This window comes from Paenibacillus sp. J53TS2, from assembly GCF_018403305.1.
Taxonomy (GTDB): Bacteria; Bacillota; Bacilli; order Paenibacillales; family Paenibacillaceae; genus Fontibacillus; species Fontibacillus rhizolycopersici.
This window is the reverse complement of sequence record NZ_BOSK01000008.1, coordinates 133,233-159,349: the sequence shown is the minus strand read 5'-3', so window position 1 is coordinate 159,349 and position 26,117 is coordinate 133,233. Positions and strand designations below refer to the sequence as shown.

Annotated in this window: 21 protein-coding genes and 1 riboswitch; of the genes, 15 read left to right on the top strand and 6 right to left on the bottom strand. The window is 56.0% G+C overall.

The window, feature by feature from the left end; all coding sequences use genetic code 11:
* The first annotated feature begins 27 nt into the window (after positions 1-27).
* From KJS42_RS17605 to KJS42_RS17580, 6 genes are all read left to right on the top strand, one after another.
* Positions 28-849, top strand: coding sequence for an ATP-binding cassette domain-containing protein (locus KJS42_RS17605; RefSeq protein WP_213623624.1), 822 nt, complete (start codon positions 28-30; stop codon positions 847-849).
* Entirely contained in the window at positions 849-1,778 is a 930-nt protein-coding gene (locus KJS42_RS17600; protein WP_213623623.1) for an energy-coupling factor transporter ATPase, read from the top strand. Before KJS42_RS17605 ends, KJS42_RS17600 begins: the two co-directional genes overlap by 1 nt.
* Positions 1,771-2,571, top strand: a complete 801-nt coding sequence (locus tag KJS42_RS17595) for an energy-coupling factor transporter transmembrane component T family protein (protein ID WP_193416657.1) — start codon at positions 1,771-1,773, stop codon at positions 2,569-2,571. The genes KJS42_RS17600 and KJS42_RS17595 overlap by 8 nt, the downstream gene beginning before the upstream one ends.
* A gap of 253 nt (positions 2,572-2,824) precedes the next feature.
* The gene (locus tag KJS42_RS17590) at positions 2,825-4,849 is read left to right on the top strand and encodes a peptidase U32 family protein (protein ID WP_213623622.1); all 2,025 of its coding nucleotides are present in this window, start codon (positions 2,825-2,827) and stop codon (positions 4,847-4,849) included.
* A gap of 23 nt (positions 4,850-4,872) precedes the next feature.
* Positions 4,873-6,156 (top strand): aspartate aminotransferase family protein, encoded by a 1,284-nt coding sequence (locus KJS42_RS17585; RefSeq protein ID WP_213623621.1) that lies wholly within the window; start codon positions 4,873-4,875, stop codon positions 6,154-6,156.
* A 323-nt stretch (positions 6,157-6,479) separates the two neighbouring features.
* Positions 6,480-7,355, top strand: a complete 876-nt coding sequence (locus tag KJS42_RS17580; protein ID WP_213623620.1) for a UbiA-like polyprenyltransferase — start codon at positions 6,480-6,482, stop codon at positions 7,353-7,355.
* A 47-nt stretch (positions 7,356-7,402) separates the two neighbouring features.
* Here the strand turns inward: KJS42_RS17580 and KJS42_RS17575 are convergent, their stop codons facing one another.
* The 5 genes from KJS42_RS17575 to KJS42_RS17555 form a co-directional block, all read right to left on the bottom strand.
* Positions 7,403-8,167 carry a hypothetical protein gene (locus KJS42_RS17575; RefSeq protein WP_213623619.1) on the bottom strand — a complete coding sequence of 255 codons (765 nt, stop codon included), beginning with the start codon at positions 8,165-8,167 and terminating at the stop codon, positions 7,403-7,405.
* Between the two features lie 130 nt (positions 8,168-8,297).
* The gene (locus tag KJS42_RS17570) at positions 8,298-9,278 is read right to left on the bottom strand and encodes a polyprenyl synthetase family protein (RefSeq protein ID WP_213623618.1); all 981 of its coding nucleotides are present in this window, start codon (positions 9,276-9,278) and stop codon (positions 8,298-8,300) included.
* Between the two features lie 90 nt (positions 9,279-9,368).
* Positions 9,369-9,824 carry a hypothetical protein gene (locus KJS42_RS17565; RefSeq protein WP_155608247.1) on the bottom strand — a complete coding sequence of 152 codons (456 nt, stop codon included), beginning with the start codon at positions 9,822-9,824 and terminating at the stop codon, positions 9,369-9,371.
* Between the two features lie 206 nt (positions 9,825-10,030).
* Entirely contained in the window at positions 10,031-11,908 is a 1,878-nt protein-coding gene (locus KJS42_RS17560) for an NAD(P)/FAD-dependent oxidoreductase (RefSeq protein WP_213623617.1), read from the bottom strand.
* A 41-nt stretch (positions 11,909-11,949) separates the two neighbouring features.
* The gene (locus KJS42_RS17555) at positions 11,950-12,858 is read right to left on the bottom strand and encodes an FMN-binding protein (RefSeq protein WP_155608245.1); all 909 of its coding nucleotides are present in this window, start codon (positions 12,856-12,858) and stop codon (positions 11,950-11,952) included.
* 531 nt (positions 12,859-13,389) lie between these two features.
* Here KJS42_RS17555 and KJS42_RS17550 point away from each other — a divergent pair.
* From KJS42_RS17550 to KJS42_RS17510, 9 genes are all read left to right on the top strand, one after another.
* Positions 13,390-14,889, top strand: a complete 1,500-nt coding sequence (locus KJS42_RS17550) for an HD-GYP domain-containing protein (protein WP_306433139.1) — start codon at positions 13,390-13,392, stop codon at positions 14,887-14,889.
* A 39-nt stretch (positions 14,890-14,928) separates the two neighbouring features.
* Positions 14,929-16,350, top strand: a complete 1,422-nt coding sequence (locus KJS42_RS17545; protein ID WP_213623615.1) for a sensor histidine kinase — start codon at positions 14,929-14,931, stop codon at positions 16,348-16,350.
* 67 nt (positions 16,351-16,417) lie between these two features.
* Complete coding sequence (locus tag KJS42_RS17540; protein WP_155608242.1) at positions 16,418-16,795, top strand: RidA family protein; 378 nt, start codon at positions 16,418-16,420, stop codon at positions 16,793-16,795.
* A 652-nt stretch (positions 16,796-17,447) separates the two neighbouring features.
* A complete protein-coding gene (locus KJS42_RS17535; protein WP_213623614.1) occupies positions 17,448-20,615 on the top strand; it encodes a DEAD/DEAH box helicase in 3,168 nt (1,055 codons plus the stop codon).
* A gap of 54 nt (positions 20,616-20,669) precedes the next feature.
* A complete protein-coding gene (locus KJS42_RS17530) occupies positions 20,670-21,533 on the top strand; it encodes a hypothetical protein (protein WP_213623613.1) in 864 nt (287 codons plus the stop codon).
* A 449-nt stretch (positions 21,534-21,982) separates the two neighbouring features.
* Positions 21,983-22,783 carry a zinc ribbon domain-containing protein gene (locus KJS42_RS17525; protein ID WP_213623612.1) on the top strand — a complete coding sequence of 267 codons (801 nt, stop codon included), beginning with the start codon at positions 21,983-21,985 and terminating at the stop codon, positions 22,781-22,783.
* 255 nt (positions 22,784-23,038) lie between these two features.
* Entirely contained in the window at positions 23,039-23,344 is a 306-nt protein-coding gene (locus KJS42_RS17520; RefSeq protein ID WP_155607292.1) for a hypothetical protein, read from the top strand.
* A 117-nt stretch (positions 23,345-23,461) separates the two neighbouring features.
* Positions 23,462-23,561, top strand: a riboswitch (purine riboswitch).
* Between the two features lie 174 nt (positions 23,562-23,735).
* Positions 23,736-24,326, top strand: a complete 591-nt coding sequence (locus KJS42_RS17515) for a xanthine phosphoribosyltransferase (protein ID WP_155607291.1) — start codon at positions 23,736-23,738, stop codon at positions 24,324-24,326.
* 35 nt (positions 24,327-24,361) lie between these two features.
* Positions 24,362-25,729, top strand: coding sequence for a nucleobase:cation symporter-2 family protein (locus KJS42_RS17510; RefSeq protein WP_213623611.1), 1,368 nt, complete (start codon positions 24,362-24,364; stop codon positions 25,727-25,729).
* Positions 25,730-25,759: 30 nt separating this feature from the next.
* Here KJS42_RS17510 and KJS42_RS17505 read toward each other — a convergent pair whose 3' ends face one another.
* Positions 25,760-26,098, bottom strand: coding sequence for a DUF4870 domain-containing protein (locus tag KJS42_RS17505; RefSeq protein ID WP_155607289.1), 339 nt, complete (start codon positions 26,096-26,098; stop codon positions 25,760-25,762).
* Between the last annotated feature and the right edge of the window lie 19 nt (positions 26,099-26,117).

Here is a 26,117-nt window from a genome sequence, read left to right as displayed (position 1 = left end):
TTAGTATACCTGAGGGGGGAGAGAGAAATGGGCGAAACCGGAATGGCTTATGAACTTCGGGAAGTTTCCTTCGCATATCACCCGGCGCATCCCGTGCTTCACGAAATCACACTGAGTATCCCTTCGGGCAGCTGGGTTTCGTTGGTGGGCCCCAATGGCTGCGGCAAATCGACGCTAGCCAAGCTGCTAGGCGGATTGTTAGCCGTCAATGGCGGCACGATTGATGTGGAAGGAACCCCGCTGAATCGGGACACGGTCCAGCGGTTGCGTCCGCGGATCGGGATGGTGTTTCAAAATCCGGACAATCAATTTATCGGCGCCACTGTTGAAGAGGATATCGCCTTCGGTCTGGAGGGGCGCAACCTGCCGCGGGAGGAAATGGTGACCCGCGTGCGGGAATATGCGGATAAACTGCAAATCGGCCATCTGCTGCCCAAACATCCCGCTGAGCTGTCGGGAGGGCAAAAACAGCGGGTGGCCGTCGCTTCGATATTGGCGATGGAACCGGGTATCGTGATTTTCGACGAGGCTTCTTCGATGCTGGACGAGAAAGCCCGCGGCGAGCTGCTCGCCATCCTGCGAGAGATGAAGCAAAGCGGCCGTTACACGATGGTGTCGATCACTCATGATGCCGACGAGATCCTGGCATCTGACCGAGCGATCGTACTGGGTGGCGGGACGGTCGCTGCCGACCTGACGCCGGGCGAACTGTTTCGCAATGAAACGCTGATGGCCGATTGCCGGTTGATTGCCCCGTACCGAATACGATTACAGCAGGAGTTGAAGCGGCGAGGAGTACCGTTTCCTGTCGGCTTAGGACGGGTCGGCGACGAGGAGGCGGATCTCTGATGGCCATCGAGTTCAAGCAAGTGCACTTTGCCTATGATGAGCGCAGCCTATGGCGGCATAGCGCGCTGGAGGAGGTCGACCTGTACCTGGCAGACGGGGTGTTTGCCGGAATAGCCGGGGCCTCCGGATCGGGTAAATCGACGTTGATGCAGCATTTTAACGGCATTCTGAAGCCGACAGGCGGTACGGTTCGCGTACTGGATGTGACGATGCAAGCCGGAGGCAAGACGCCGCCGATGCGCGAACTGCGGCGCCGCGTCGGACTCGTCTTCCAGTTCCCGGAGCAACAGCTGTTCGAGGATACGGTGGAAAAGGATCTTTGCTTTGGGCCGCTCAATTTCGGCTGTTCCTTAGACGAAGCGAAGGAGCGAGCTAGCCGCGCGTTAGCGCAGGTCGGCCTGGATGATTCGTTCCTCGACCGCAACCCGTTTCACCTGAGCGGTGGACAGATGCGCAAAGTAGCGATTGCCTCGGTGCTGGCGATGGAGCCGGACGTTCTTGCCCTCGACGAACCGACGGCGACGCTGGATCCGCAAAGCCGGGCCGAATTGGCCGAAATGCTGTCCCGGCTGCACCGCGAAGCGGGAAAAACGGTGATCGTGGTCACGCACCGGATGGAAGAGATGCTCCCGTTCGCGGAGCAGTGGATCGTGATGAAAGAGGGGCGGAAATCGTTTCAAGGCAGTGCCGCGGAGCTGGCACGAGAGGCGCCGCGTCTGGAGGCCGAAGGACTGGCGATTCCGGCGTGCATTCGTTACTGGAATAAGGCGGCGGCACAATTCGGCTTGACGGGTGAGCCGCCGTGTCTGACGGCGGCGGCGCTGGCGGAACGGTTGGCCCGGCTGCAGACAGAGCGGACAGCGGCGGGCCGTATGGAAGAGTTCGTCCCAGCCGGCGCTTTCGGGGAAGGAGGCGGTGGAGATGCGTAATAAACTGCTGTTTGGCCGCAGCATCGATACCGGCTCCTGGGTACACGGGGTTGACCCTCGGGCCAAGTTGACCGGGATGGTGCTTTATCTGGTCGCGATTGTGGCCGTGGGCTCTTGGCCTGCGTTGGCTGTGGCTGCCGCATTCTCAATCGCCTACATGCTGTCGACCAAGATTCCACTGAAATATTACTTGAAGGCAGCCAAACCGCTGTGGGTCCTGATGGTGTTTATTTTCGTCGTTCAGTGTTTGACAGTGGAATCCGGGGCGGCGCTCTGGCGCATCGGATCCTGGACGTTGTACAGCGGAGGAGTGAGCAGCGGGCTGATCGCTGCCTTTCGCATGGGGCTGTTGGTATCCTTCACGGCGATCCTGACGTTTACGACGACGCCGGGTCTGCTGAACCAGGGGCTCAGCGGCGTGTTGAAGCCGCTGCGACGGGTGGGCATCTCCTCCGAACGCCTAACGTTGATGATGAGCATCGCGCTGCGTTTTATTCCGACGATTTTGGACGAAACGCACAAAATCCTCAAGGCGCAGGCTGCCCGCGGTGCGGATCTGAAGGAGCTGCCTTGGAAGGAGAAGGGGCGCATGCTGGTATCGCTGCTCGTCCCGGTCACGGTCAGCGCCTTTCGGCGGGCGGAGGAGCTCGTCTTGTCTATGGAGTCCCGCGGCTACACGATCGGCGCGCCGCGTTCCGAATATCACCTGCTGGCCTGGAAGGGACGGGACACCTGGTTTGTTGCATCCTACATCATTCTGGCGGCAGCGGCCGTGGTGTACCGCTTGATTTGAACCGGGGGCTGATGCTTCGCGCATCTGCGCTAACACGTTGCATCATAGCTCCTGGCGCTGTGCCTTGCGCACCTGTGCTGCACCTCGGCTTGCTTGCCCTCCCCTGTGCGGATTGCTGCATTTTCTGCAACATTTGGAGTGGGCAAGCGAGGATAGCGTAAGAATGTTGTATTTCCTGCAATACAAGAAGGTAGATAGAAATGGATGGATAGGTTGATAGGTTGGCATTTAATCATGTGAGGGGGAAACGACTGTGGCACGTTTTTTTAATGGGAAAGAAGTCGAGCTGCTTGCGCCCACGGGAACATTTGAAATTTTCAAACAAGTGATTGGAGAGAATTGCGACGCGGTCTATTTCGGGGGGCCTAGCCTGAATATGCGTCTGATGCGTAAAGGCTTCAATTTTAGCCTGGAGGAAATCACGGAGGCGGTCAAGATTGCGCACGGCCTCGGCAAAAAAGTGTACGTCACCGTCAACAATCTGCTGAACGAAGGCGAGCTGGAGGAAGCGCAGGCGTATTTGCGATTTTTGGAATCGGCGGGTCCGGATGCGATTATCGTACAGGATTTCGCCGTTTTGTCCTTGGTCCGTGAAATGGGCCTAAATATCAAGGTCCATTCCTCCGTCATGATGAACGTGCACAACGTGGAAATGGTTCGGGCCCTGCAGGAGATGGGAGTGACCCGTGTCGTCACGTCGCGTGAGATGGATCTGATGACTACCCGCTATCTGCAACAGGCGACCGGTATGGAGTTGGAGTACTTCGTGCATGGGGATATGTGCTCGGTGCATGGGGCGAACTGCTATTTTAGCTCGATGGTGTTCGGCATGAGCAGCAACCGGGGCAAATGCCTGAAGCCGTGCCGTTGGGATTATCGTGTGAAAAAAGACGGCAACGTCTATCCGGCGGAATACCCGCTGGCCGTCAAAGACATGTTCATGTACGAGCACATTCCGGAGCTCATCCACGGTGGGATTACCTCCTTCAAGATCGAAGGACGCATGCGTGACGCGGCATTCGTCATCATGCTCGTGAAGGCGTATGGGGACGCGATCGATCGCTACATCAACGATCCGGTTGGCTTTGATCGCAGCCGGGACACGAAGCTGCTGCACGAAAATCGCAAGCGTGATTTCTCTACAGGGTACGCGTTTGGCCGTCCGGGGTTGTCCAACATCAACCGGCGATATGAAGGGACGGGCAAGTTCTACAGCACGGGCAAGGTGTTCAGCACGCCGACAGAGGAGCGTGAGCTTGGCGAGAAGCGCATTGAGGCTATCCGTGAGGCGCTCGTAGCCGTTGCTCAAGAGAAGAAGGGGGCAGGACGGCAGAATGGAGTTGTTGCGGGCATATCCGTGCATGTGAATAACATGGCACAGGCCAAAGCCGCACTGGAGGCAGGAGCCGATCATCTCTATCTGTCCGGTGACGTATTCGAGCCGGATCGGCCGTTTACGAAGGAAGACGTGAAGGAACTGGCGGCGTTGAAGGGGAATGCCAAGCTGTACCTTGGCTTGCCGCGGATGATGACGGAGCAGCATTTCGATCTCTATGAAGGATTGCTGTTTGGAGAGCGGCTGCCGATCGACGGCCTGATGGTAACTAATCTGGGCGCCATTCGCAAGTTTGTCGGCAAAGGTTATCCACTGGTGGGCGATTTCAATCTGAATGTGTACAATCGTCTGTCGGCCGATTTTTACCGTGGGCTTGGCGTTGGTCGGTTGACGGCATCGATGGAGCTGCCGCTGAAGGATCTGGCGGGGCTGCTGGCACATGCGCCAGGACCGCTGGAGGCCATCGTACACGGTTCGCCTGCGATCATGTATATGGAGCATGACTTGTACGAGAACGCCGAAGTGTACCAAGCCATTGCGGAGGAAGATAACCACTATGTCGATAACAGTATCCTTGTGCTGAAGACAGATAAAGGCGAAAACCCGGTCTACCGGGACGTCCATGGCCGCAATCATTTAATGATGGCTAAGGAACTCTGCTTGATGCCGGTCCTGAAAGAGCTGCTTGAGGCAGGCTTATCGGTCTTCCGCATCGAAGGCGCAACCTACAAGCCAGAGCAGTTGGCCGAGATCGTGCGTTCTTACAAGGCGGCGCTGGCTAATCCGGATGCTGCTAGGGATCAATTTGGTCGAATGACGCCGGTTTATGCCGGCTATACGCTGGGCGTGCTGCAATTTGACGGCGGCAGCGCCAGTGGGGCAGCAGGCGCCGGAGAAGAGGCTTCGGCTAACGAGGCGGAAGCAGCAGTAAGCCGAGCCTAACGGGGGAAAGGAAGCGAAGGGATATGCAGAGCTATATTGGACCGGAACAAGTGTTGAAGAAGCGGGAGCAATATTTCTATCCATGCACCAGCCACTTTTATCGGAACCCACCGCAGCTGGTGAAGGGAGAAATGCAGTATTTGTACGGGCATGACGGCAAGCGGTATACGGACTTTTTTGCCGGCGTATCCGTTGTGGCCAGCGGCCACTGCAACCCGGAAATCGCCGAACGGACAGCCGAGCAGCTGCGGATGCTGCAGCATACCTGCACGATCTATTTGACGCAGCCCAACGTGGATTTGGCGGAGCGGCTAGCCGATGTGCTGCCGGGGAATCTGCGCCGGACGTTCTTCGTCAACAGCGGCTCGGAGGCGAATGAAGGCGCCCTGCTGCTGGCCCGCATGCATACGGGGCGGCGGGGATTCCTGGCGCTGGAGCAGGGGCTGCACGGCCGGACGTACCTGACGATGAGCGTGACCGGTCTCCAGATGTGGCGGACCGATCCACAGCTGGCGCAGGACACGGACGTCACGTTTATCCCCCGGCCGTACGAGCGGGGGCTTAGCGCCGATGAAGCGGCACGCCGCTCCCTCGCGGCGCTGGAGGCGGCACTGGCGGATAAGGGCGATACCATCGCCGCAATGATCGCCGAGCCGATCCAGGGCAACGCCGGTATCATTGCGCCGGCGGACTGGTATTTCGCTGAAGTGAAACGGCTGCTGGAGCAGCACGGCGTGCTGCTGATCGCCGATGAGATTCAGACCGGGTTTGGCCGGACGGGCCGGATGTTCGCCATGGACCGGTACGGTGTCACGCCGGACATTCTGACGATGGCCAAAGCGCTCGGCAGCGGCATCCCGGTGGCGGGCTTCGCCACCACCGACGAGATCGCAGCCAGCCTGAACCGGCCATCCGCCTCCACGTTCGGCGGCAACCCCGTCTCGTCCGTGACCGCGCTCGCGGTCCTGGACTACATCGAGGCGCATCGCCTGCCCGAGCGGGCAGAGCGCCTCGGCGAGCTGCTGCGCGGCGGCCTGACGCGCCTCGCCGCGCGGTTCCCGCAGCACGTCTCCGAAGTGCGCGGCGCGGGGCTGATGCTCGGCGCGGAGCTCTGCGCCGAGGAGCCCGAGCGCGGCGCGCAGCTCGTCGACGACGTGCTGGAGGGGATGCTGGACCGCGGTTATATCATCGGCAAGAACGGCGTAAACCGCAACGTTCTAGCCTTCCAACCGCCGCTGGTCATCGCCGAGGACGACGTGCGCGGCATGCTGGATGCGCTCGAAGCCGTACTGGCGGAGCTGGCGTAACGGCCCCCTCCGCCCCGGCCCCGCCAACGCCCAGGCCGGCGAAATAACGGTAAATAATACCGTTATTTCGCTGCTCCCAACCTCTGGTCGCCCGAATAGCGGTATAAAGTACCCTTATTTACCGACTAAGCCGGAATAACCCGACTTTAGACGCGATATAAGGGTAGAAAATACCGCTATTTCGGTCATACCGGCAGTTTTCCAATAAATAGCGGTACATTTTACCGCTATTTATCTGGCGGCTAGTAGGGATGGCTCGAAGGGGCTGGGCGCTGTAGTGTTGGGGCTTAATGCAGAATGCTTTAAAGGAGAGTGACCATCCCATGGAAGTAGCCCGTAAAATCGGCACCAAAATCCGGTTGTACAGCGAATTGGTGATGTTTTCGCATACATTGTTTTCGCTGCCCTTCGCGATCATCTCGATGATTTGGGCCGCGGAAGGGTTCCCGTCATGGCGCGTGATGCTGTGGGGGCTGATCGCCCTGATCGGGGCCCGAAACGGGGCAAACGCATTTAACCGCGTGGTCGACCGCGTCTTTGACGCGCAAAACCCGCGCACGGCGCATCGCCATCTGCCGCGGAAGCTGCTGGAGTCGAAGGAGGTGCTGGTGTTTGTTGTCATCAACTATGCGATCTTTATTTTTGCCGCGGGGATGTTGAACATCCTGTGCCTGATCCTGTCACCGGTCGCTATCTTCCTCATCTCGTCTTACTCCTATACGAAGCGGTTTACGTATCTCAGTCATCTGTACCTTGGGTTTACGATCGCTTCGGCTCCGATCGGCGCCTGGTTCGCCGTCACCGGCCAGTTTGCGTTTACGCCGTTTATTCTCGGCACGATCGTCATGTTGTGGATCGCCGGGTTTGATATTATCTACGGCTCTCAGGATATCGATTTTGACCGTAGTCACCGCCTTTGGTCCATTCCCAGCGCCTTTGGGTTGAGGAACGGCTTGCGTATCGCTGCAGGGTTGCATTTCATCATGGTTCTGCTGCTGATTGCTTTAATCCCCATACGCCACCTGGGGGGGCTGTATATCACGGGAATCATCTTGGCCATCCTGCTGTTGATGACGGAGCACAAAATCATCAAACCGTCGAACCGAAAACGCATGAACGTGGCCTCATACAATTTAAACCAGGTAATCAGCATGGTGATTTTGTTCTTTGCGCTCGCCGATTACTTTCTGTTGAAATAGCTAAGCTAAAAACCCCCCGCGCCTAGCGACAGACGTGGGGGGTTAACTTAGATTCGGATATTAATATGCTGGGAGTAGTCGACTTCCATCTTTTCGATGACATTAAAGGGCCGGAGGGAACGGTCCAGTTCCTCGATTTCAGCCTGCCATTCTTGTGAGTTGCGATCCACTGTGTTGTTGCGGGGTTTCGAGATGATCCCGGCCGTTTGTTCGAGCTGCGCTTGATAATCGGACAGTTCCGTCACGGTGCGGCGGTACAGATCTCCGATCTCGGCAGCGCTTTTCCCCGTTAAATTACTCCATCCCAAATCTTGGGCCGATAGGGAGTTATGTCCCGGCGGCAGCAGGGGAGCCTGCTGATTCAGCCGACTCACGCCAATATAGAATTTCCCATAAAAATCGGTCATCAGGTTAACCTGATCCTGGATGCGGGATTTGACCAGACTTACGCTTTGCTCAAGCGTTGCCAGTTCTTCCGCACTCGTTTGTGGGTTGTCCCGGGCATCTTGTAAGGCCTGTTCTCGCTTATCCAGTACAGCGATATATTTCTCCACCGGCTCCAACCCGTTCAATAAGTTATCGTAGGTGGATATCGCCCGGTTTAAGTTTGAGGCACCGACACTTATCGTTACCCCTGTCGGGTTGCTTTGTTGCTGATCGCTCTTCGTCGTCTCGGCCAATGCTAGTTTCTGGGTGAGAAGCTCTTGCTCGACTCCGAAATCTTTCTGCTGCGCACGTTCATTCAGCATGGAAACAACTTGATGCAGCGCATTGGAATTCTTCTGGTTTTGACTCATAGGTGTGATTCGCATATGAACGCAACCCCCTATTCGAAATCACTCTAACCCATATATCGGAAAATCAAGGAAATTGTTTATAACGCAAAAAAAGGCGCGAACCTCAAGGACATTCATCCCTGAGATTCGCGCTTTATCGTATGAATTACTTCTCCCGTCCGCCAAAATAATCTAGAAGCGCTTGCAGATCCCGGTGCGCCGGATACGGACTCAACTGATCAATGATGTCCTGTGCTTCACCAAGGTACCGGCGGCTCAGCTCCTCGGTTTGCTCCAGTGCGCCGCTCGCCTGGATCGCCGCTACAACGGCGTCCACTTCCGCAGAGGGGCTGTCTGCCGTAATCGCCCGGATCGATGGCGCCAGCGTCTTGTTCTGAAGGGCGTACAGGACGGGAAGCGTCACCTGACCACTGCGCAGGTCGCTGCCGGCCGGCTTGCCCAGCTTCTCGGAAGATTGGGTGAAGTCGAGCACATCGTCGCGGATTTGGAAAGACATGCCAAGCTTTTCGCCGAAGGTATACAGCAACTGAGCCGTCTCTGCGTTCGCGCCGGCGGCCTTCGCGCCGATCTGCAGGCAGGTCGCCATGAGTTGAGCGGTTTTGTTCTTGGACTTCTCCAAGTATTCCGGAATCGTCACGTCGTAATCAAACAGATGGGAGAGTTGCTGGTATTCGCCTAAACAAAGCTTCGTCGTAGCCAGGGAGGAGAGGTCGTAAACGAATTTCTCCCGTTCCGCGGAATAGACGGAGATCAGCTCGATGACTCTGGCGGACATATAATTGCCGACATGCAGGGCGCTACTGACGCCCAGCTTGATGTGCATCGCTTTCTGTCCGCGGCGCAGCGTCGAATCGTCTATGATGTCATCATGGATCAGAGAAGCGGCGTGAATAAACTCTGCAGCGGCAGCGAGCCGCCATACCTTCTTGGGATCGGGACTCGGACCAAACCGGCTGCCGACGATGACCATCAGGGGGCGAACCCGCTTACCGCCTGAACGGATCAGCTCCACGATGCTTTTGGCAAGCTGGGAGGAACGGGGGACGTCACGGTCGTATTTCACCATGTTTTCGATTTCCCGATCGACCGTATTCAAAGAGATGTTCAGCGATTCCTCAAGCTTCATGGCGATCCCTCCTGGCATGTTTTAGCGGTCTACGTTACAGATCCGTAGCGGCGGTTGCTGTGCGAAGACGACAGATGGCAATTTTGCGCCTCACATTGCCTTTGTGGCGGTGCTGCGGTTGTTCTCTAGCTGTAGAAATAGTTCCAAGGCCTTGATCAAGCGCTCGTCCTCGGGGCGTCCCTCGACGCGTTTGATTTGCATTTGCTTGATAATAGGAGCAAGATGCGTCAACAGGTCGTATTCTTCCCACTTCAGGCAAAGCTCGACGTAAAAACTGTATAGATAGTCGCCGTCCAACACCTTGCGGGTCAGCGTTTCACCAGGGGCGAGGGAGCTGCATTCGCTGTGGCGTTGAAGAGCGAGCTTGATTGCGATGTAAATGGATAACAGCTGGCACTGGCGTACCGGCGTCATGTCGTATTGCTCCAGTAGAACGGCTAGAGGGGTTACTTCTTCATGGGGTAAATCTAACTTTATGCCGGCCTCGGGCGAGATTTCGCCCTGCAATAAGCGATAAGCGTCTTGGATGAGCTTAGGATGATTCATAAAGACACACACTCCTTAAAGAGGTAGTTCAAAAAAGTCATCTTTCAACCACGAAGCAAGAACTCAAAACCTGACTTTTTGAACTTGCACCTAAAAGCAGGTAGGCTTGCAGGGACCCTGACACCGATTTCGGCAAAGGAGAAAAAGGGGAGTAATGTGCGCCAAGCGTACATTACTCCGGTTCAAGGTTTTATAAAGAGCTGTCATTATTCCGTGTAGAGATACCATCTTCGCACGAGCGGGATTCGTTTCCATTGTTTCTTGAGCCAAGGGAGTACGTAGTAATCCAAGCCAAACGCGCTGCCCGATCCACCGATCAAAGCGACGCCTGCGGTCATGTACCACAGCATTTCCGTCGAAGCCATGCTGGAGGACCAGATCATGACGCCGAGTGCGACAGTGGCTGCCGAAGCGATTGCGGTGAACAGACCCACGATAATCATGACGCCAAGCGCGATCTCCGCAAAGACCATGAAGAATTGGAATACGGTGGCCAGAGCGGTGTAACCGCCGTCTGAAGTGTAGAAGAACACATTCATAAACCAGCCAACGATCGATTTGATAAATCCTGGCACCGGTAAGGCGGTAACTGCCGTCGAGGCGCTTTCTACAGCCGAAGCTGCCGCCTGGGCATCTACGGTTTTGGTTACTTCACCGGCTGCTTCACTGGCCGCCGAGATGACGTCGGCATTTGGAGATGCTGGAATCAAGAAGATGTTCGAAGGATCTTTCCACACTTTCGGAAGCTTGTCGATGCCTTCCTCCAGCCATTTGTAGCCAACGAAGATCCGCAGCGGCAAGAGCCAGAAGTTGGGCGAACGCTTCGCAAAGTGACCGCCAACAAAGCTTCTGCGATTGTTCACATGGAAGAATTCATGCATCATATAAGTCCATACTTTGGCAAAACCAGCCACGGTGAACAGATAGTACATATTGATCAAGTGCTTGCTGAACATCGCCATGAAGCCGCTGAGCATAAACATTTTATTCGGCAGGCCGACATTCGCTACGCCGTAGCGGCTGCCGATACATACCATGGTTCCGTGGAAGCCCGGTTTATAAGACTTCTTCGGTTTGCCGTGAATGTCCGCATGAATGTTATGTGCGATAAGAGGACCGGCTTGTTCGGCGTTCTCAACCATCTGCGGTACCGGACGGGTTTCGCCTTCCGGAATGAAGAAGATGTTGTCGCCGACGATATAAACGTTCTCGTGATCGATGCTTTGCAGCTTATCGTTGGTCACGATCCGTTTGCGGCCTTCCTGTTTCACATCGAGCTTGCCGACGAGCTCGGAGCCTTCGACCCCAGCCGTCCAAACGATCGTATCAGCTTCCAGTTCTTGGCCTTCGCCAAGCTGTACGCTGGTTGGCGTAACGCCGGTGATCTTGGCGCTCGTAATGATTTCTACGTTCATCTTGTGCAGTCGTTTCGCAGCTTTTTGGATCAATTTGTCCGGCAAAATCGGCAGGATTTTCGGAGCCATATCGGCGACGACCAGACGCACCTCGCTCGGATCAATAAAGAACTCTTTGCAGAGCTCGTCACGGAATTCGGCCAATTCGCCAACCAATTCCACGCCGGTGAAGCCGGCACCTACCACGACGAAGGACAGCATTTTGCGGCGTTTGGCTGCATTGCGAACCTTGGCTGCTTCGCTAAACTTGTTGCGTACTTGCTCTTTCAGACGCACGGCGTCTTCATAGGACCACAGGGTTAACGCATGTTCTTCAGCGCCCGGGATCCCGAAGAAGGTCGGTTTACAACCGGTACCGATAACGAGGTAATCGTATTTATAGGTATTTAGCTCGGAACGAAGTTCTTTGGCGTTAAAATCAATGGCATCGATAGAATCCAGAACTACGTCGACTTTTTGCCCGGCAAAAATCTTCTTCAGTTCAATTTTGACCGAATCTTCGGGTGCCCGGTTCGCTGCGACTTCATGCAGTTCGGTCAGCAACGTGTGATAGGGGTTCCGGTCAATCAGCTGGATCTCCACGTCTTTTTCTTTTTTGAACAGTTTGGCCAGATGCTTGGAAGTAACAACACCGCCATAACCGCCGCCCAAAACTACGATTTTCTTCAAGAGATTCACCTTCTCATTTTAGGGTGGGTGGTAATATGCGATTATTTCGCGGATTCAAGTGCCTTGGTAACGAGTTCGAAGAAAGGTTGCAGCGTGATCGAAGCGCCGGCGATAGCATCGGTTTTGCCTTCTGCGTTAAATGTGACGGATGCCGGATCTTGTTTTTCAACCAAATAAGCTTCGGCTTTAGCCGCTTCTTCATGCCATTCGGCTTGCGCGCCGCCGGCTTTCATGCCATATTTGCCGTCGATCGAGTATTGCTTCTTGTCTTCCCCTTTGTCGTTTACGCCACTGAAGTTGACTTTAACGATCTTACCTGCGGCAACAACGACATCAACGGTATCTTTCCAACCGGAATGTTCGTCGAAAGCGGCTCCTTCCGCATGGTAGGTACCGTCTTTGTAAGGACCAGCTTCAACTGGACCGGCAGCCAACGCTTGATCAGCCAAGTTAAAGAATTCACTTACATGGACGGAAACACCGGAAATTGCGTCGGTTTTGCCTTCATCGTTCAAAGTGACTGCTTTAGGATCTTGTTTCTCGATCAGGAATTGCTCGACTTTCTCGGCTTGCTCATGCCATTCGGAAGAAGCGCCGCCAGCTTTCATTCCGTATTTGCCTTCTTTGGAGTAAGTCACTTTATCGACAGGAGCTTTCTCGCTCAACCCGTTCCATTTGGCTTCCGTGATCTTGCCGCCGGATACCGTCAGGGTAACGTAGGATTGCCAGCCGGATTCCGCATCCACTTCACCTTTGGCAAAGTATACGCCGTCTTGATACTTGCCTTGCTCTGCAGCCGCATTGTTGCTTCCCGCGTTTGTTTCGTTAGTCGCCGCCGCGTTGTTTGCCGGTTCTGCCGTATTCGCGTTGTTCGCGTCATTGTTCGACCCGCAGCCGGCCAATACACCGAGCAGCAGGGCACTGCTAAGGATGATTGAAGCTTTCTTCATGATAGAGACCTCCAGTGAATGAAATATATATATTAAAATGTGAAGACATTTTAATAACGGAAATCAGTGTCGGGGCGGTAAAAAAGGCCGATTTTATGGGGGATCCGGGAGTCCCAAAACCTTTGTTCGATGGAATTTTAGCATAATAAAATAGGTGTTAATGTGAAATAAATCACATGAGGTGTGACATAAAACAACTTCCCAAATCGGCGGAGACGGCGCCCCGTAAGGGATCCAACAATTGAAAGCGATTACCTAATTTTTAAAATATTTATTTTTTTAAGATGGCGCTGATAAGAAGGCGAAAAGAACAGGTTGCCTCTAATCCTTAATCGGTCTGAGTGCCTAGTTCTTAAAGACTAAATATTGGCAAGTTTTTCATGCGAGCGGCCATCGGACCATCCGGAATGAGGGCTTATACACAAAAAGTTCCAATCGACTTATGAAAATAGTCATGATTGCTGCCGATATAGATAGAAGCGGGCATGCCCGAAAATATCGCGAAACGGAAAGAAGGCATCCTCTTTGACGGTGTACAGGACGTTTATTTCGCGCCTCTTACTTAATTACGCAGCCGGCTCCTTGCTGGCGCTCATCGCGATCGCGAGTCTGATCGCCGCTGCGCCTTTGGATATACCCCCATCGGAATATGCGTGGCTGATCAGCATCTTGGGCCTGTCGCTCTGTTGCATGCTGGGGCTGGAATGGTTCGTATTTACCCGGCAGATCAAGCCGATCCATAGCGTATTCATGGAGGAAGTCGGCAGCTATCAAACGCTTCAAAATGTATACATACGCACACACCGGCTGCCTTCGCTTGCCGTCAAGCGGATTCTCGGTCCGCATTTATTTGGTCTGGTCGTCCCCAGTGCGGGTTTAACGCTGGGATTGATCCATGCCGGCCGCTTGTCTATTCCGCCTTACTACGTGCTGCTTGCCGCCCTGGGCGGTATGCTGGTCAGCGGCATGCACGCTTTGGTTGAATACTATTTAACTTCCTATGCGATCCGGCCGGTACTGGAGGAGCTCATCGCCTGGAGTCGCAAGATGTTTGGTAAGGAATTATCGCTTCATGGAAGGGTTATCGTCCCTGTATCTCGAAAGTTAAAATGGAGCTTTTTCTTGATGAGCATGGCCCCTTTGCTGCTGTACAGCTTATCGATGCAGTTTCGGCTCGAGGACTATGGCCATGGGGTCTATACCTATTGGCAATGGGCCGGATATATTTTGGCCGTGAGCATCGTCTTTGCGTTGATCGGCTCCCGGCTGCTGGCGCGTGAAATTATGCTGCCTATTCAGCATTTGTACGAACGGATGGCCGAAGTGAAGTCCGGCCATATCCGAACGGGAGCAAGCGACTTGTTTTCCGACGAGTTCTCGAGGCTGGTCTCGGGATTTAATCATATGTTGCGGGGGTTGCAAACCCAGGCGGCCCTGAACAGCCAGTTGGTGGATAGCTATTTCGCTACTTTGGCGGCAGCGCTGGATGCCCGCGATCCATATACGGCCGGTCATTCCCTGCGAGTTGCGGAATATGCCGTCAAAATCGGCGAACTGGCCCATTTGTCCGAGGAGCGCATCGATGAATTGCGCAAGTCGGCACTGCTCCATGATATCGGCAAGATCGGCATTCGCGATGCCGTTCTGCTGAAGGAAGGCCGTTTGACTGAAGAGGAATGGGAGCAGGTGAAGCAACACCCCGTGCTCGGAGAGGCGATATTGAAGCAGGTGGAGCCTGCGGACGCAATGGCCCCCTATTTGCCGGGGGTCCGGTCGCATCACGAACGTTACGATGGCGGGGGTTACCCGGATGGATTGTCCGGGGAAGAGATCTCGCTGTTCGGACGGATTATCGCCGTGGCTGACGCCTTTGACGCGATGACCTCCGACCGTCCTTACCGTAAGGGTTTGGAGCGAGACCAAGCCATCGAGATACTGGAGCAAGGCCGCGGAACCCAGTGGGATCCGTATTTCGCCGAATTGTTCGTGCAGTATTATCGGCGGGACAACCAAAGTAAAGAATCCGGCTGATCTTCAGTAGCTAGCCGATTCGGCAACAGGAGTGGGGATATGGGGATCGGTAATACCTTTGTGTTGAATCTGTGTTTGTTGATCACAGTGGCATATTTGGCCAATATCCTATATAAATACGGTTTGAGAAAAATGTCGCAGAACACCCTTTACGTGCTGTCCGTTCTATTAATGATTTTAGCGGGCTGGATCTGCATGAAGTTTGGTTTCCAGTTTGCGGACGACGTTTTGTATGATTTACGCGTGGTACCGCTGATTATTGCGGCTTTTGTGTATTCGAGTCCGCTGACGATGGTCTTGATCGGGATCGGCATCGGTTTGGCCCGGTTGACGTTAGGCTACAGCGAAGCGGCGATGGTAGGCTTGCTGAACCTGACGCTCCTGGGCTTTGTTTGTGCCGGCTTAAACATTTGGATGCGACGCACCCATCATCGCTTTGTTGTTAAAGGCATGGTCACGATTCTGGTCGTGAATTTGGTGAATAGTCTAAACATCACCTTATTCGGTGTCATGCCGGCGCAGCGTTATTTGTTTGAAGTCATGCCGGTTGCGCTGCCGATGAGCATCGTACTCAGCCTGCTGTTTGCCTTGATTCTTCGCGATTTCCAACTTGGAGCGAGGCAAAATCTGGAGCTGAAGTACGCCAACGAGCTGCTTCGCAAACAGACTGATGAGCTGCACAAGGCCAAGATCGGGCTGGAGGATCGGGCCAAGCAACTAGCTCAAGCTTCCCGTTACAAATCGGAGTTTCTGGCGACGATGTCACATGAACTGCGTACGCCGCTAAACAGCATCATCAATCTGGCGGAAATGATCGGAGAATCGGACGAGGCCGGAGAGGAGATCTCGGAATACGGCCGCATTATTCATAAATCTGGACATGAGCTGCTGCAGATTATCAACGACATTCTGGATTTGTCCAAGGTCGAGGCGGGGCGGCTGGAGATTACGGCCGAAGAAGTAGTGTTGGCCGAGCTTCCCGTCTGGATGCAGGCACAATTCGAGCGGATTGCCGCCCAGAAGAATATCGAATTCAAGATTACGCAGGAAGCGGGCTTACCCGATTCAATCATCTCCGATCCGCAGCGGATCATACAAATCCTGCGAAACTTGCTGTCCAACGCATTTAAGTTCACACATATGGGGCAGGTGGAACTGGATATCCGCAAAGCGCCGGCGGACGATACGTCTGAAACGGAATGGATCGTCTTCACCGTATCGGACACGGGCATCGGTGTAGCCGAGGACAAGCAGTTGGCTGTCTTCGAGGCGTTTCAGCAGGCGGACGGTTCGATTAGCCGGCGATACGGGGGGACCGGATTGGGCCTTTCGATCAGCAGTAACCTGGCCCGACTGCTGGGCGGTCACATTTGCATGACCAGCAAGGAAGGCCAGGGCAGCGCGTTTTCTTTCTATTTACCGTTAAAACCAGCCCGGGAACATAACGGCGAGGTAAGTTAGTTGTCTGGGTTGCCGTAAGGGACCGGTTATCGTTAAAATGGGTGTAGAAAGGATGGGATGACAGGTTATGGAGAAACATGTAATTTCCACGACGTCCGCGCCGGGTGCGATTGGCCCGTATTCGCAAGGGATTCAGTTGGGCGATTTGATCTTCACTTCCGGTCAGTTGGGGCTGGTTCCGGAAACCGGTCAGCTCGCGGAAGGGGTCGAAGCGCAGGCCGCACAATCGTTGCGGAACGTTCAGGCCGTGCTGGCTGCTGCCGGGAGCGGATTGGACAAGGTCATCAAGACGACCGTATTTCTGAAGGACATGAATGATTTTGCGAAGGTGAACGAAGTGTACGGTTCGTTTTTTGCCGAGCCATTTCCTGCACGCAGCGCTGTTGAAGTAGCGCGCCTGCCAAAGGACGGCCTGGTTGAAATCGAGGTTATCGCGGTCAAATAACGAAAGCTCAAGATCCGGCTCGTTGAGTCGGGAAAGCTGCCGGAGGCGAAAGCCTTTCGGCGGCTTTTTTATCGCAAGAAGAATTACCGCTAGTTGCCTGAATGTCGGAGGGTCCCGAAGAATGAGGCGATATGGCAATATGGCGAATGGCGATGAGGTGGAAAAGGTGTAAGGCGGTAGGGAAGGCAATGAGGCGGAAAAGATGTATGGCGGTGGGGAAGGCGATGAGGCGGAAAGGGCGAAAGTCGGTAAGGAAGGCGATAGCCGAAAGGGCGTAAGGGACGTAAGGCGCTAATGTATGCGAAAAACCGAACACATTGGGGCAAATTCGGAGATTTCAACCGATTGTATATGAAATTTCATACTTATTTGCCCATTAAGGGGACATTAGCCGACAATCTGTATGAAATTTCGAATACATTGCGAAATTTTTTGACATTAGCACGGTATTAGATACGAAAAACCGAATACAATAGGCAGGCACTAAAGTTGTGCGATGGATCGTACCTCACGGTTGGTTCTTCTAAAGATCAGGGCGCTTCTGGCGAAGTAGAGAAGGCGGGAGGGAAGACGGTTTTATAAGCGGCGTTTTTCGTATAAGATGTTAGTAATGAATTTTGGTAGGAATCAGGATAACCGACGGGAGATCATCATGAATCAACGTCTTTACGGAATATGGTTGGGCGACATATTGTTTTGCTTCTCCGGTGAAGTATCGGAGTCGAAGGTGGATGCTTGGACCGCAGTGCTCCGGCGCAAGGAGCTGGAGCCGGGAGTCCGCCCTTTTCAGCATGCCGTACTGCGACTCGCGGAGGTCAGGTATCCAGTCTCTTCCGTGCGGAGGTCCTATAAGAGCGGAGAACGGCGGAGTTTAGTCGGACGGTCGCTGGAGGGATTGGCTTTGCCCGTACCCGAGGCGTGGCGCCTGCTGCTGCAATGGGACGAATCGGTCTGGGAGGAGCAAGGGATCAAGCCGGGAGCGGAAATGGGCTATTGGAGCAAAGCAGCCCGGTTTGCCTTGGAACTGCTGCTGCGCGGCCGGATTGCGCCGAACATACGCCCGGTGGCAGCCACCGGACGGCGGCGCGGGGCGCAGGGGCAAATGCGGGCAGCCTGGGGGCCATCGCTGACAGAGCCGGAGGATGCGGCCCGGTTTCAGCGACTTGCCGGTGCGATGCCGCCGATTTGCTTAGCCGCGGTTCAAACGGGGGCCGGGGCATCCTCCGAAGACGAGGGATCGCTGGAGGACCGGCAGATGGCGGTGCTGCACTCGTTTCTAACCGCAATGATCGATCACGAAACGCGCGGGGCGGTTCAGGATTTAGGGCGGAAGCTGAATCCCAGCCGGGCGGACTATCACCGGGGTTCCTCGCCACTATCCGAGCTGTGGTGGAACGGCCTGCTAACCGGTGGGCAACCCGCAGATATTCAAGGGAGTGCGGCGGAGCTGGAGCAACTGAGTACAGACGTTGCCGCTGCCGGAGGCGGACGTCCCCGGGCCGAGGAACCCGAGGCCGACGGTCTGGCGACCGGAAGCTTGCGCTTATGCCTTCGCGTGGAGCCTTACCAAGGGGGCGGCGAAGCGACGGAGGAGGATCGAGCTGCGGCAGCGACTTCGACCTGGCGGCTTAGCCTTTGGGCTGAAGGAGCCGAGGATACCCGCGTGCTGCTGCCGGCTGGACTTATCTGGAGTTACCCCGAGCCGGACATGGAAATTCACGGTCTCCTGTACCGGAATGTGCAGGAGAATTTCCTGCTGCGGTTGAACAAGGGGGCTGACGTATCCCGGGAAGTCGCCGCTGCCCTGGAGGCCCCGCGTCCGCAGGAACTCATCCTGGAACCGGAAGAAGTGTTTGCGTTCTTAAGCAAGTCGGTACCGGCGCTGCGAAAGCACGGAGTAACCGTGCAAATGCCAAGCCGCTGGACCCGAGAGGGGCGTCGTCCCGCCAGCATTCGTATCAAAACCCAGGGTTTTGCGGGTGGATTGCCGGATAGCGGGACGGCGGGAATGTCGAAGCTGGGCGTGGACCAACTGGTCGCTTTTGAAGCGGAGGCGCTGCTTGGCGACCGCGAACTGACCCGGGAAGAACTGGCCGAGTTGGCGTCGGCGAAGCTGCCACTCGTTTTTTTTCGCGGCGAATGGATTGAAGTAGATGTGAAGGAAATTCGTCAGGTGCTCAAGTTTATGAAGCGCCATGAGAATGGAACCCTGACCTTCCGGGAATTGATGCATTTGGCTTCCGGTGAGGAGGATATCCAACTGGAAGGCGTAGATATCGCCGGGATCGAAACCACCGGGATGTTATCCCTGTTGATGACCGGTGCTGCGGTCCGTCAACCTCGACCGCGGCCTGTGCCCCCCGGGTTGAACGGGACGCTGCGGCCCTATCAAGAGCGGGGATACCAGTGGCTGACCACAATGCGCGAGCTCGGGTTCGGCGCCTTGCTGGCCGACGATATGGGCTTGGGAAAAACGGTCCAGGTCATCTCCGTGCTGTTGGATGACGCCTCGCAGACGAGGGGAAAAAGCCTGATCATTTGCCCAACCTCTCTGCTGGGCAACTGGCAGCGCGAGTTCACCCGTTTTGCTCCGGGGCTGCGCCTGTACGTGCATCATGGGAGCGACCGCTACCGCGACGAGCGCTTTCTGCAGGAGTACCAGGCATGCGACGTCATCCTGACAACGTATCAGTTGGCTGGTCGAGATGCCAAGGAACTCCGGTCGGCGGATTGGACGACGGTCGTGCTGGACGAAGCCCAATATATCAAAAATTATGGCACCAAGCAGGCGCAAAGCGTGATGAAGCTCAGTGCGCCGCATCGGATCGCCATGACGGGCACCCCTGTCGAAAACCGGCTGAGTGAGCTATGGTCGATCTTTCAGTTTCTCAATCCCGGGTACCTGGGCACGCACGCTTCGTTTCGGACACGTTATACCGGAGCCGGGGGAGAGCAGCAAACGGCTGAGCTGCAGAAGCTGCGGAAGCTGGTCGCCCCGTTCTTGCTGCGCCGTCTCAAGAGCGATCCGGACATCCGCAAGGACCTGCCGGAGAAAATCGAGCTGAAATCCTACTGCTCGCTAACCGTCGAACAAGCCCGCTTGTACCAAACGGTGACGGCGGAGTTGCTCGGTCGGATCGGCAACCATAACGGCATTGCCCGCAAGGGTTTGGTGCTATCTTCCTTGACGCGGCTGAAGCAAATCTGCGATCATCCCGAGCTGGTTCAAGGAGTCCGGACATCGGAGTCTGTCGCTTTCGGGCGCTCGGGCAAGATGGAGCGGCTCGGCGAATTACTCGATCTGATTATGGACAGTGGGGAAGCCGCGTTGATTTTCACCCAATACGTGCGGATGGGCGAGCTGTTGAAGGAGCGGCTCGCAGAGCGGTACGGCGTCCGGCCGTTTTTTCTTCACGGCGGAGTGCCGAAGGCGGACCGGGATACCATGGTGCGGGCATTTCAGGACGGCGAGGGCTCACCGATCTTCGTGTTATCGCTGAAGGCGGGTGGGGTCGGTCTCAACCTGACTCGGGCTAACCACGTCGTCCACTATGACCGGTGGTGGAACCCGGCCGTGGAGAACCAGGCGACGGACCGGGTGTTCCGGATCGGACAGCAGAAGAACGTTGAGGTGCATAAGCTGATTTGCCAAGGAACGCTGGAGGAGCGGATCGACGAATTAATCGAGCGGAAAAAGTCGCTGTCCGAGCAGGTGGTTGGCTCTGGCGAGCAATGGCTGACGGAAATGAGCGATGAGGAGCTGCGGAGCTTGATCGTGTTGCAGGAAGGCGGGCTGTTTCCGGAAGGAGCGTTCGGCTGAAAATAAGAGTTCACGCATAGGAAGACAAAAATCTTGCTACGAGGAGGAATACGCATGACCAGGCCCAAGACGGTTGCGCTGGAACCCGGAGAGCCGCGGGTCCGCTATGAAGCGAATGGGCTGCGGGTGGAGCTGGAACCGGATCATGTTGTGTTGATCCCGGTGGCTCCATCGGCGGAGCGGGAGAAGCAGGCGCTGCTGCGGCGGTTGGCGGAACGGCCACGCCTGGCGGCGGCGCTGGCCGAGCATGGGGCCGGTGGCATCGCGAAGCAGCTGCCGGCGGAGCGCGCGCCGTGGCCGCTTGGCGAAGGCGAAGCTGCGGGCGAACTCGTAGGCGCGGAGGGCCGCGGCAGCGAAGGGCCAGGGAGCGGCGAGAGCGGCGCTGGCGTTGGCGCTACGCCAAGCCCCGGCGCGCGCTGCGCGTGCGGCGACCCGGGCTGCGCCCGGCTCGCGCCAGCGCTGGCCGCCGCACGGGCGGCCTGGGCGGCCGACGCCGAGCTGCGGCTGAGCCGGCTCGGCTGGACGCGCGAGGCGCTGCTCGCCGCCGTCTGGGCGGCCTGGGCCGCCGATGCGCCGCTGGCGGACGCCGAGGCGGCGCTGCGCCGTGCCGCCGGGCCGCGCGAAGCCGCTCGGCGCGAGGCCGCCGGCCCGGGCGGCCAGCCGCTGGCCGAGCGGCTGGCGGAGGCAGCCGAGCAAGGCCGGCTGCACGAGCCCGGGCCGGAGTTCCACGACGTCGACGTGGAACTCGGCCCCGCAGGCCCGGCTGCGGCCAGCACGCTGCCGGGCCCGGACCCGGCGCCGTGGGCTGCGCTGCTGCCCGGCGTGCGGGGGGCGGCGACGGGGCTGTCGCTCGTCGCCGAACGGGTCATGCAGCGGGCGGAGGAGCTTGCCGCCCCGCTGCGCCGTAAGCCGCGCTGACCTGCCCTGCACGGTCAGCACGGCCCCTCGTGAGGCCCGGCTCCGCTAGAGCCTCACTCCACGATAGGCCCCCGAACCCGCCAACCGCTGCGGTCGGCTGTCTCTTTTGCCCTCACTCCATGCGCACCTTAGGACACTCCCCGCACCCAATGTTGCATTTCCTGCAACATTTTCGGCCCATCCGCCTCTGAAATGGCGGAAATGTTGCACTTCCTGCAACATTTGAGCCTTCATGCTCTCGTATCAGTCGAAATTGTACAAAAGCAACATTTCAGGTTCTATCCCCGCGTCCGTGTCCCATATGTTGTACAAATTACAACATGCTGTCCCGGATTTGGAACGTGGCGCCAATGGAAACCCGGAGAAGCCGCTTCCTGAGTCGCAGGACGGTTTCACGGGGGTGCAAAATCTGGTATGATAATGAATATTTCGCGGGGAGGAATCATGTCATGAATATTTTACAACGGTTGAAAGACGGTGCGGGCAAGGTTACCGATCGCGCGCAAAATGTCGTGGAGATCGGTAAACTGAACACCCAAATTTCAAATATCGAACGTGAACTCGGTTTATATTTTCAAAAAATGGGCGAAGTGTTTTATGAGGCTTACCGGAAAAAGGACATGGCCACAGCGGAAAAAGAGATGCTCGAGTTGGCCAAGACCTGTGATCTGCTGACGGAAGAGCGCGATGAGATTCGGCTAAAAATCGCCGAGCTCAAAAATGAACGCTTGTGCGGCGCCTGCGGTCGGAACGTAGCGGAGGACGCCCTGTTCTGCCAATATTGCGGGCATAAGCTGGTCAAGGCTAAGCCATCCGTCCCGGCGGAGCTGCTGAAGCCTGCTCCGGAACCGGTACAACCACCGGTAGTGAGCGAGGCAGCGGTCAGCTCCGAGCCGCCCGTCATGGAGTCGATGGCGGTGGGCGAGATGGATACGCTGGTGCTTGCCGCTTCCCTGGTTCGCGAGAAGACGGAGCCGCGGGAACCGGAGCAGGTGTCTGAACCGGTGGAGCCGGTTGGCCCCGAGGATGAGGAGCGTCGGCAGCGCGAGCTGGAGCGGGAGCGCAAACGCCAGGAAGAGTTAGATCGGCGCATTCGCAGCTGGTCGCAGAACGCCGCAGCGCCACAAACCGAGAATTCGGAAGTGGAAGTGGTGATCGGTGGCGTAACCACGGTCAAATGCCAAATTTGTTCTTCTACGTTAGTGAAAGGCACGAAGTGGTGTCCGCATTGCGGCTCTGAACAAATTTAAGGCGGAACGAAAGTTCATCAGGTTGTCATAAAGTAAACAGGCGCGGGAGAGCACTCCTTCGTAGTAATAAGTAAGCATGCGGTATTCGCCGGTACGGCGGCCCAGGGGCAAAGCGATCGAAGCGCTCCGCAGCTGTCATGCCGGTTTTATTTTTGCGGCGCCCCGGTCCAGGGGAATGCACTGCTTCGGCGGATGCTTCCACCCCTTGCAGGGGATGCTATACCGCATAATTCTGTGTTCAGGAGCGTGAAGCATATGGAATGCATCGTACATTTTGACGTCGTACATAAGGATGAAGTAAAGAGCTTGCGGGGGTTGCTTTTTCTCGATCCTGGGAAGGATCCGGCCGAAAGCGACTTTCTGCAAATGTTTGAAGAGATGGGATATAAACTGCGTCTCGCGGATCGTCAAAACCTCGTGTTCAAGCCGACGGAAGCCGGCGCGGATTACAGCGAGATCCGGGTCCGCCGCCTCGACACGGGTGAGAAGAGCTATAAGGAAGACGGCGAGTTGAAATCGCTGCTCACCAACCTTTTGCCGCGGGAGCCTAAACCGCTTTAACCTGGTCTTTAACGCCGCTTACCCGCGATCATCTTGCAAAGCTTTGCAAAGTTTTCACGAATCCCTCGAAATTCCTCTTCCTCTTCCCGGGCGGGATGCGTTATACTTCTAACATTGTGTGTTCATCTTTGGATTTTCCGTATAAGTGCAGGAATCGGCCTGCATGTCTCTACCTGATCACCGGAATGATCGGACTACGGAAAGTAACGCCGCGCATAAGCCCGGGAACCGGAGGCTTCAGGTAGGTTAACGCCTGATTAACCGGTTTCGCTTGGTTCTTCGGGTCCGCATCGGGTGCTTTCTGTCTACATGTCCATTTCCGTCAGGGGATGGGCTTTCTTGCGTTTAGCCGATATTTAGAAATCATCGATTTGGAGAGGGGACAACAGGAATGAAGTTGCTGAAGGACAAGGTGATGGCAGAGGGGATCGTGCTGGGGAACCAGGTATTGAAGGTGGATTCGTTTCTTAATCATCAAATGGATCCGGTGCTGATGAAGGAAATGGGGGCCGAGTTCGCCCGGCGTTTTGCCGACGAAGGCATTACGAAGGTGTTGACAATCGAGTCCTCGGGGATCGCCCCGGCGATCATGACGGCGTTGGAGCTTGGCGTCCCGATGATCTTTGCGCGCAAGCATCAGTCGTTGACGTTGAAGGACAATATTTATGTGGAAAAAGTCTACTCGTTCACCAAACGAGAAACGAACGAGATCACGGTGTCCAAAAAGTTTCTGCGTGCGGACGACCGGGTGTTGATCGTGGACGATTTCTTGGCAAACGGCGAGGCAGCCTTCGGATTGGCCCGTATCGTAGAGAAAGCCGGGGCAACTGTCGCCGGCATTGGGATCGTCATTGAGAAGTCGTTCCAGCCAGGGGCTCGGCTGCTCACGGAAGCGGGATACCAAGTCGAATCGCTCGTTCGAATTGCCTCGCTGGAAGACGGAGTGGTTGCCTTTTTGGAGGATGCACCCATTCATTCATGAGATTAATTATCACCTAGGGGAGGAACTTGAACCATATGGAACGTGAACGCATATTTCAGAAACATCGTCATCCGATGAAGACCTTATCGCTCGGCTTGCAACACGTGCTGGCGATGTATGCCGGGGCGGTTATCGTACCGCTGATTGTAGGGGGCGCGTTACACTTCACGCCTCAGCAGCTGACCTATCTGATTGCTATCGATCTGCTGGCTTGCGGCGTCGCCACATTGCTTCAGGTGTGGGGGAACCGCTGGTTTGGGATCGGCCTCCCGGTCATGCTGGGTTGTGCTTTTCAGGCCGTTTCGCCGATGATCGCCATCGGACTGACGGACGGTGCGGGGGTCTCCGCCATTTACGGTGCGATCATCGCCTCTGGGTTATTCGTCTTCTTGTTCGCCGGATTGTTCGGTAAGCTGATAGCTTTGTTCCCACCGGTTGTCACCGGCTCTGTAGTCACGATTATCGGGGTCACGTTGATTCCTGTGGCGATCTCCGATCTTGGCGGAGGCAGTCCAGGCGAGAATCCCGACTTCGGGAGCCCGCTCAACCTTGCGCTTGGCTTCGGGGTGTTGTTGTTCGTCATCTTGATGAACCGCTTTGCTAAGGGTTTTCCACGTTCGATCTCGGTCCTGCTGGGACTGATCGCCGGGACCCTTGTGGCGGCGCTCGCCGGCAAGGTGGATCTGACGCCGCTTAGGGAAGCCAGTTGGTTTCATGCCGTGCAGCCGTTTTATTTTGGCAAACCAACCTTTCATACCTCGGCGATCCTAACTATGATTCTTGTGGCAATTGTCAGCGTCGCGGAATCAACCGGCGTGTTTATGGCTCTGGGCAAGATCGTGGATAAGGAGATTACGGATAAGGATTTAACACGGGGATATCGTGCGGAAGGCCTTGCGATCATGCTCGGGGGAATATTTAACTCCTTCCCGTATACGACGTATTCGCAAAATGTAGGGCTTGTCCAAATGAGCCGGGTGAAAACTCGCGACGTGATCGTGGTGGCCGGCGGTTTGCTGATTCTAATCGGCTTCGTGCCAAAGATAGCCGCTTTGACACAGTTGGTACCGACGTCGGTGCTCGGCGGAGCGATGATCGCGTTGTTCGGGCTCGTCTTGTCTTCCGGCATCCGGATGCTGGGTGACCAAGTGGATTTGAACCGGCACGAGAACCTGTTGATCATCGCTTGTTCCGTCGGCATGGGACTTGGAGTAACCGTGATGCCCGAGCTGTTTGATCGACTGCCCGCCGCGCTTCGGATCCTCGTAGACAATGGAATCGTCGCGGGCAGCTTTACGGCGATTGTGATGAATTTGCTGTTTAACGGTCTAGGGGGTAAACGTAAAGCATCCATGACTGAAGTTAAGACCGATTCAAGCGAAACAGCCCAAGCTACGGTTTAATTATCGGCAGTTGACGGATTGAGGGAGTAGCTACATCCTTTGTAACTGTCTCTCAGCCAGTTCGCCGATCCAGGGCAGCTTCAACCATCTGCCTTGGAGCGTGGCCAGCATCAGCACGATCCAAAGCGTCACGCCAAGCAAGCTCAGTAACAGATTGACGACAATGCCGATGACCGGCAGGAATCCGGACAAGGCGTGGGCCAGCATTAAGCCGCCAAACAACATGACCGATTGCAGGGCGTGAAACAGCACAAATCGGCTGCGCCGCTCCAGGGCAAGAAAAGCGACGCCGCCGACAAACGCAAACAGGTAACACAGGAAGCCGGCGACGTTTTCGTAGAGGCCGGTGGATGATTTAAAAGGGGACATAAGGACATGACCTTCTTTC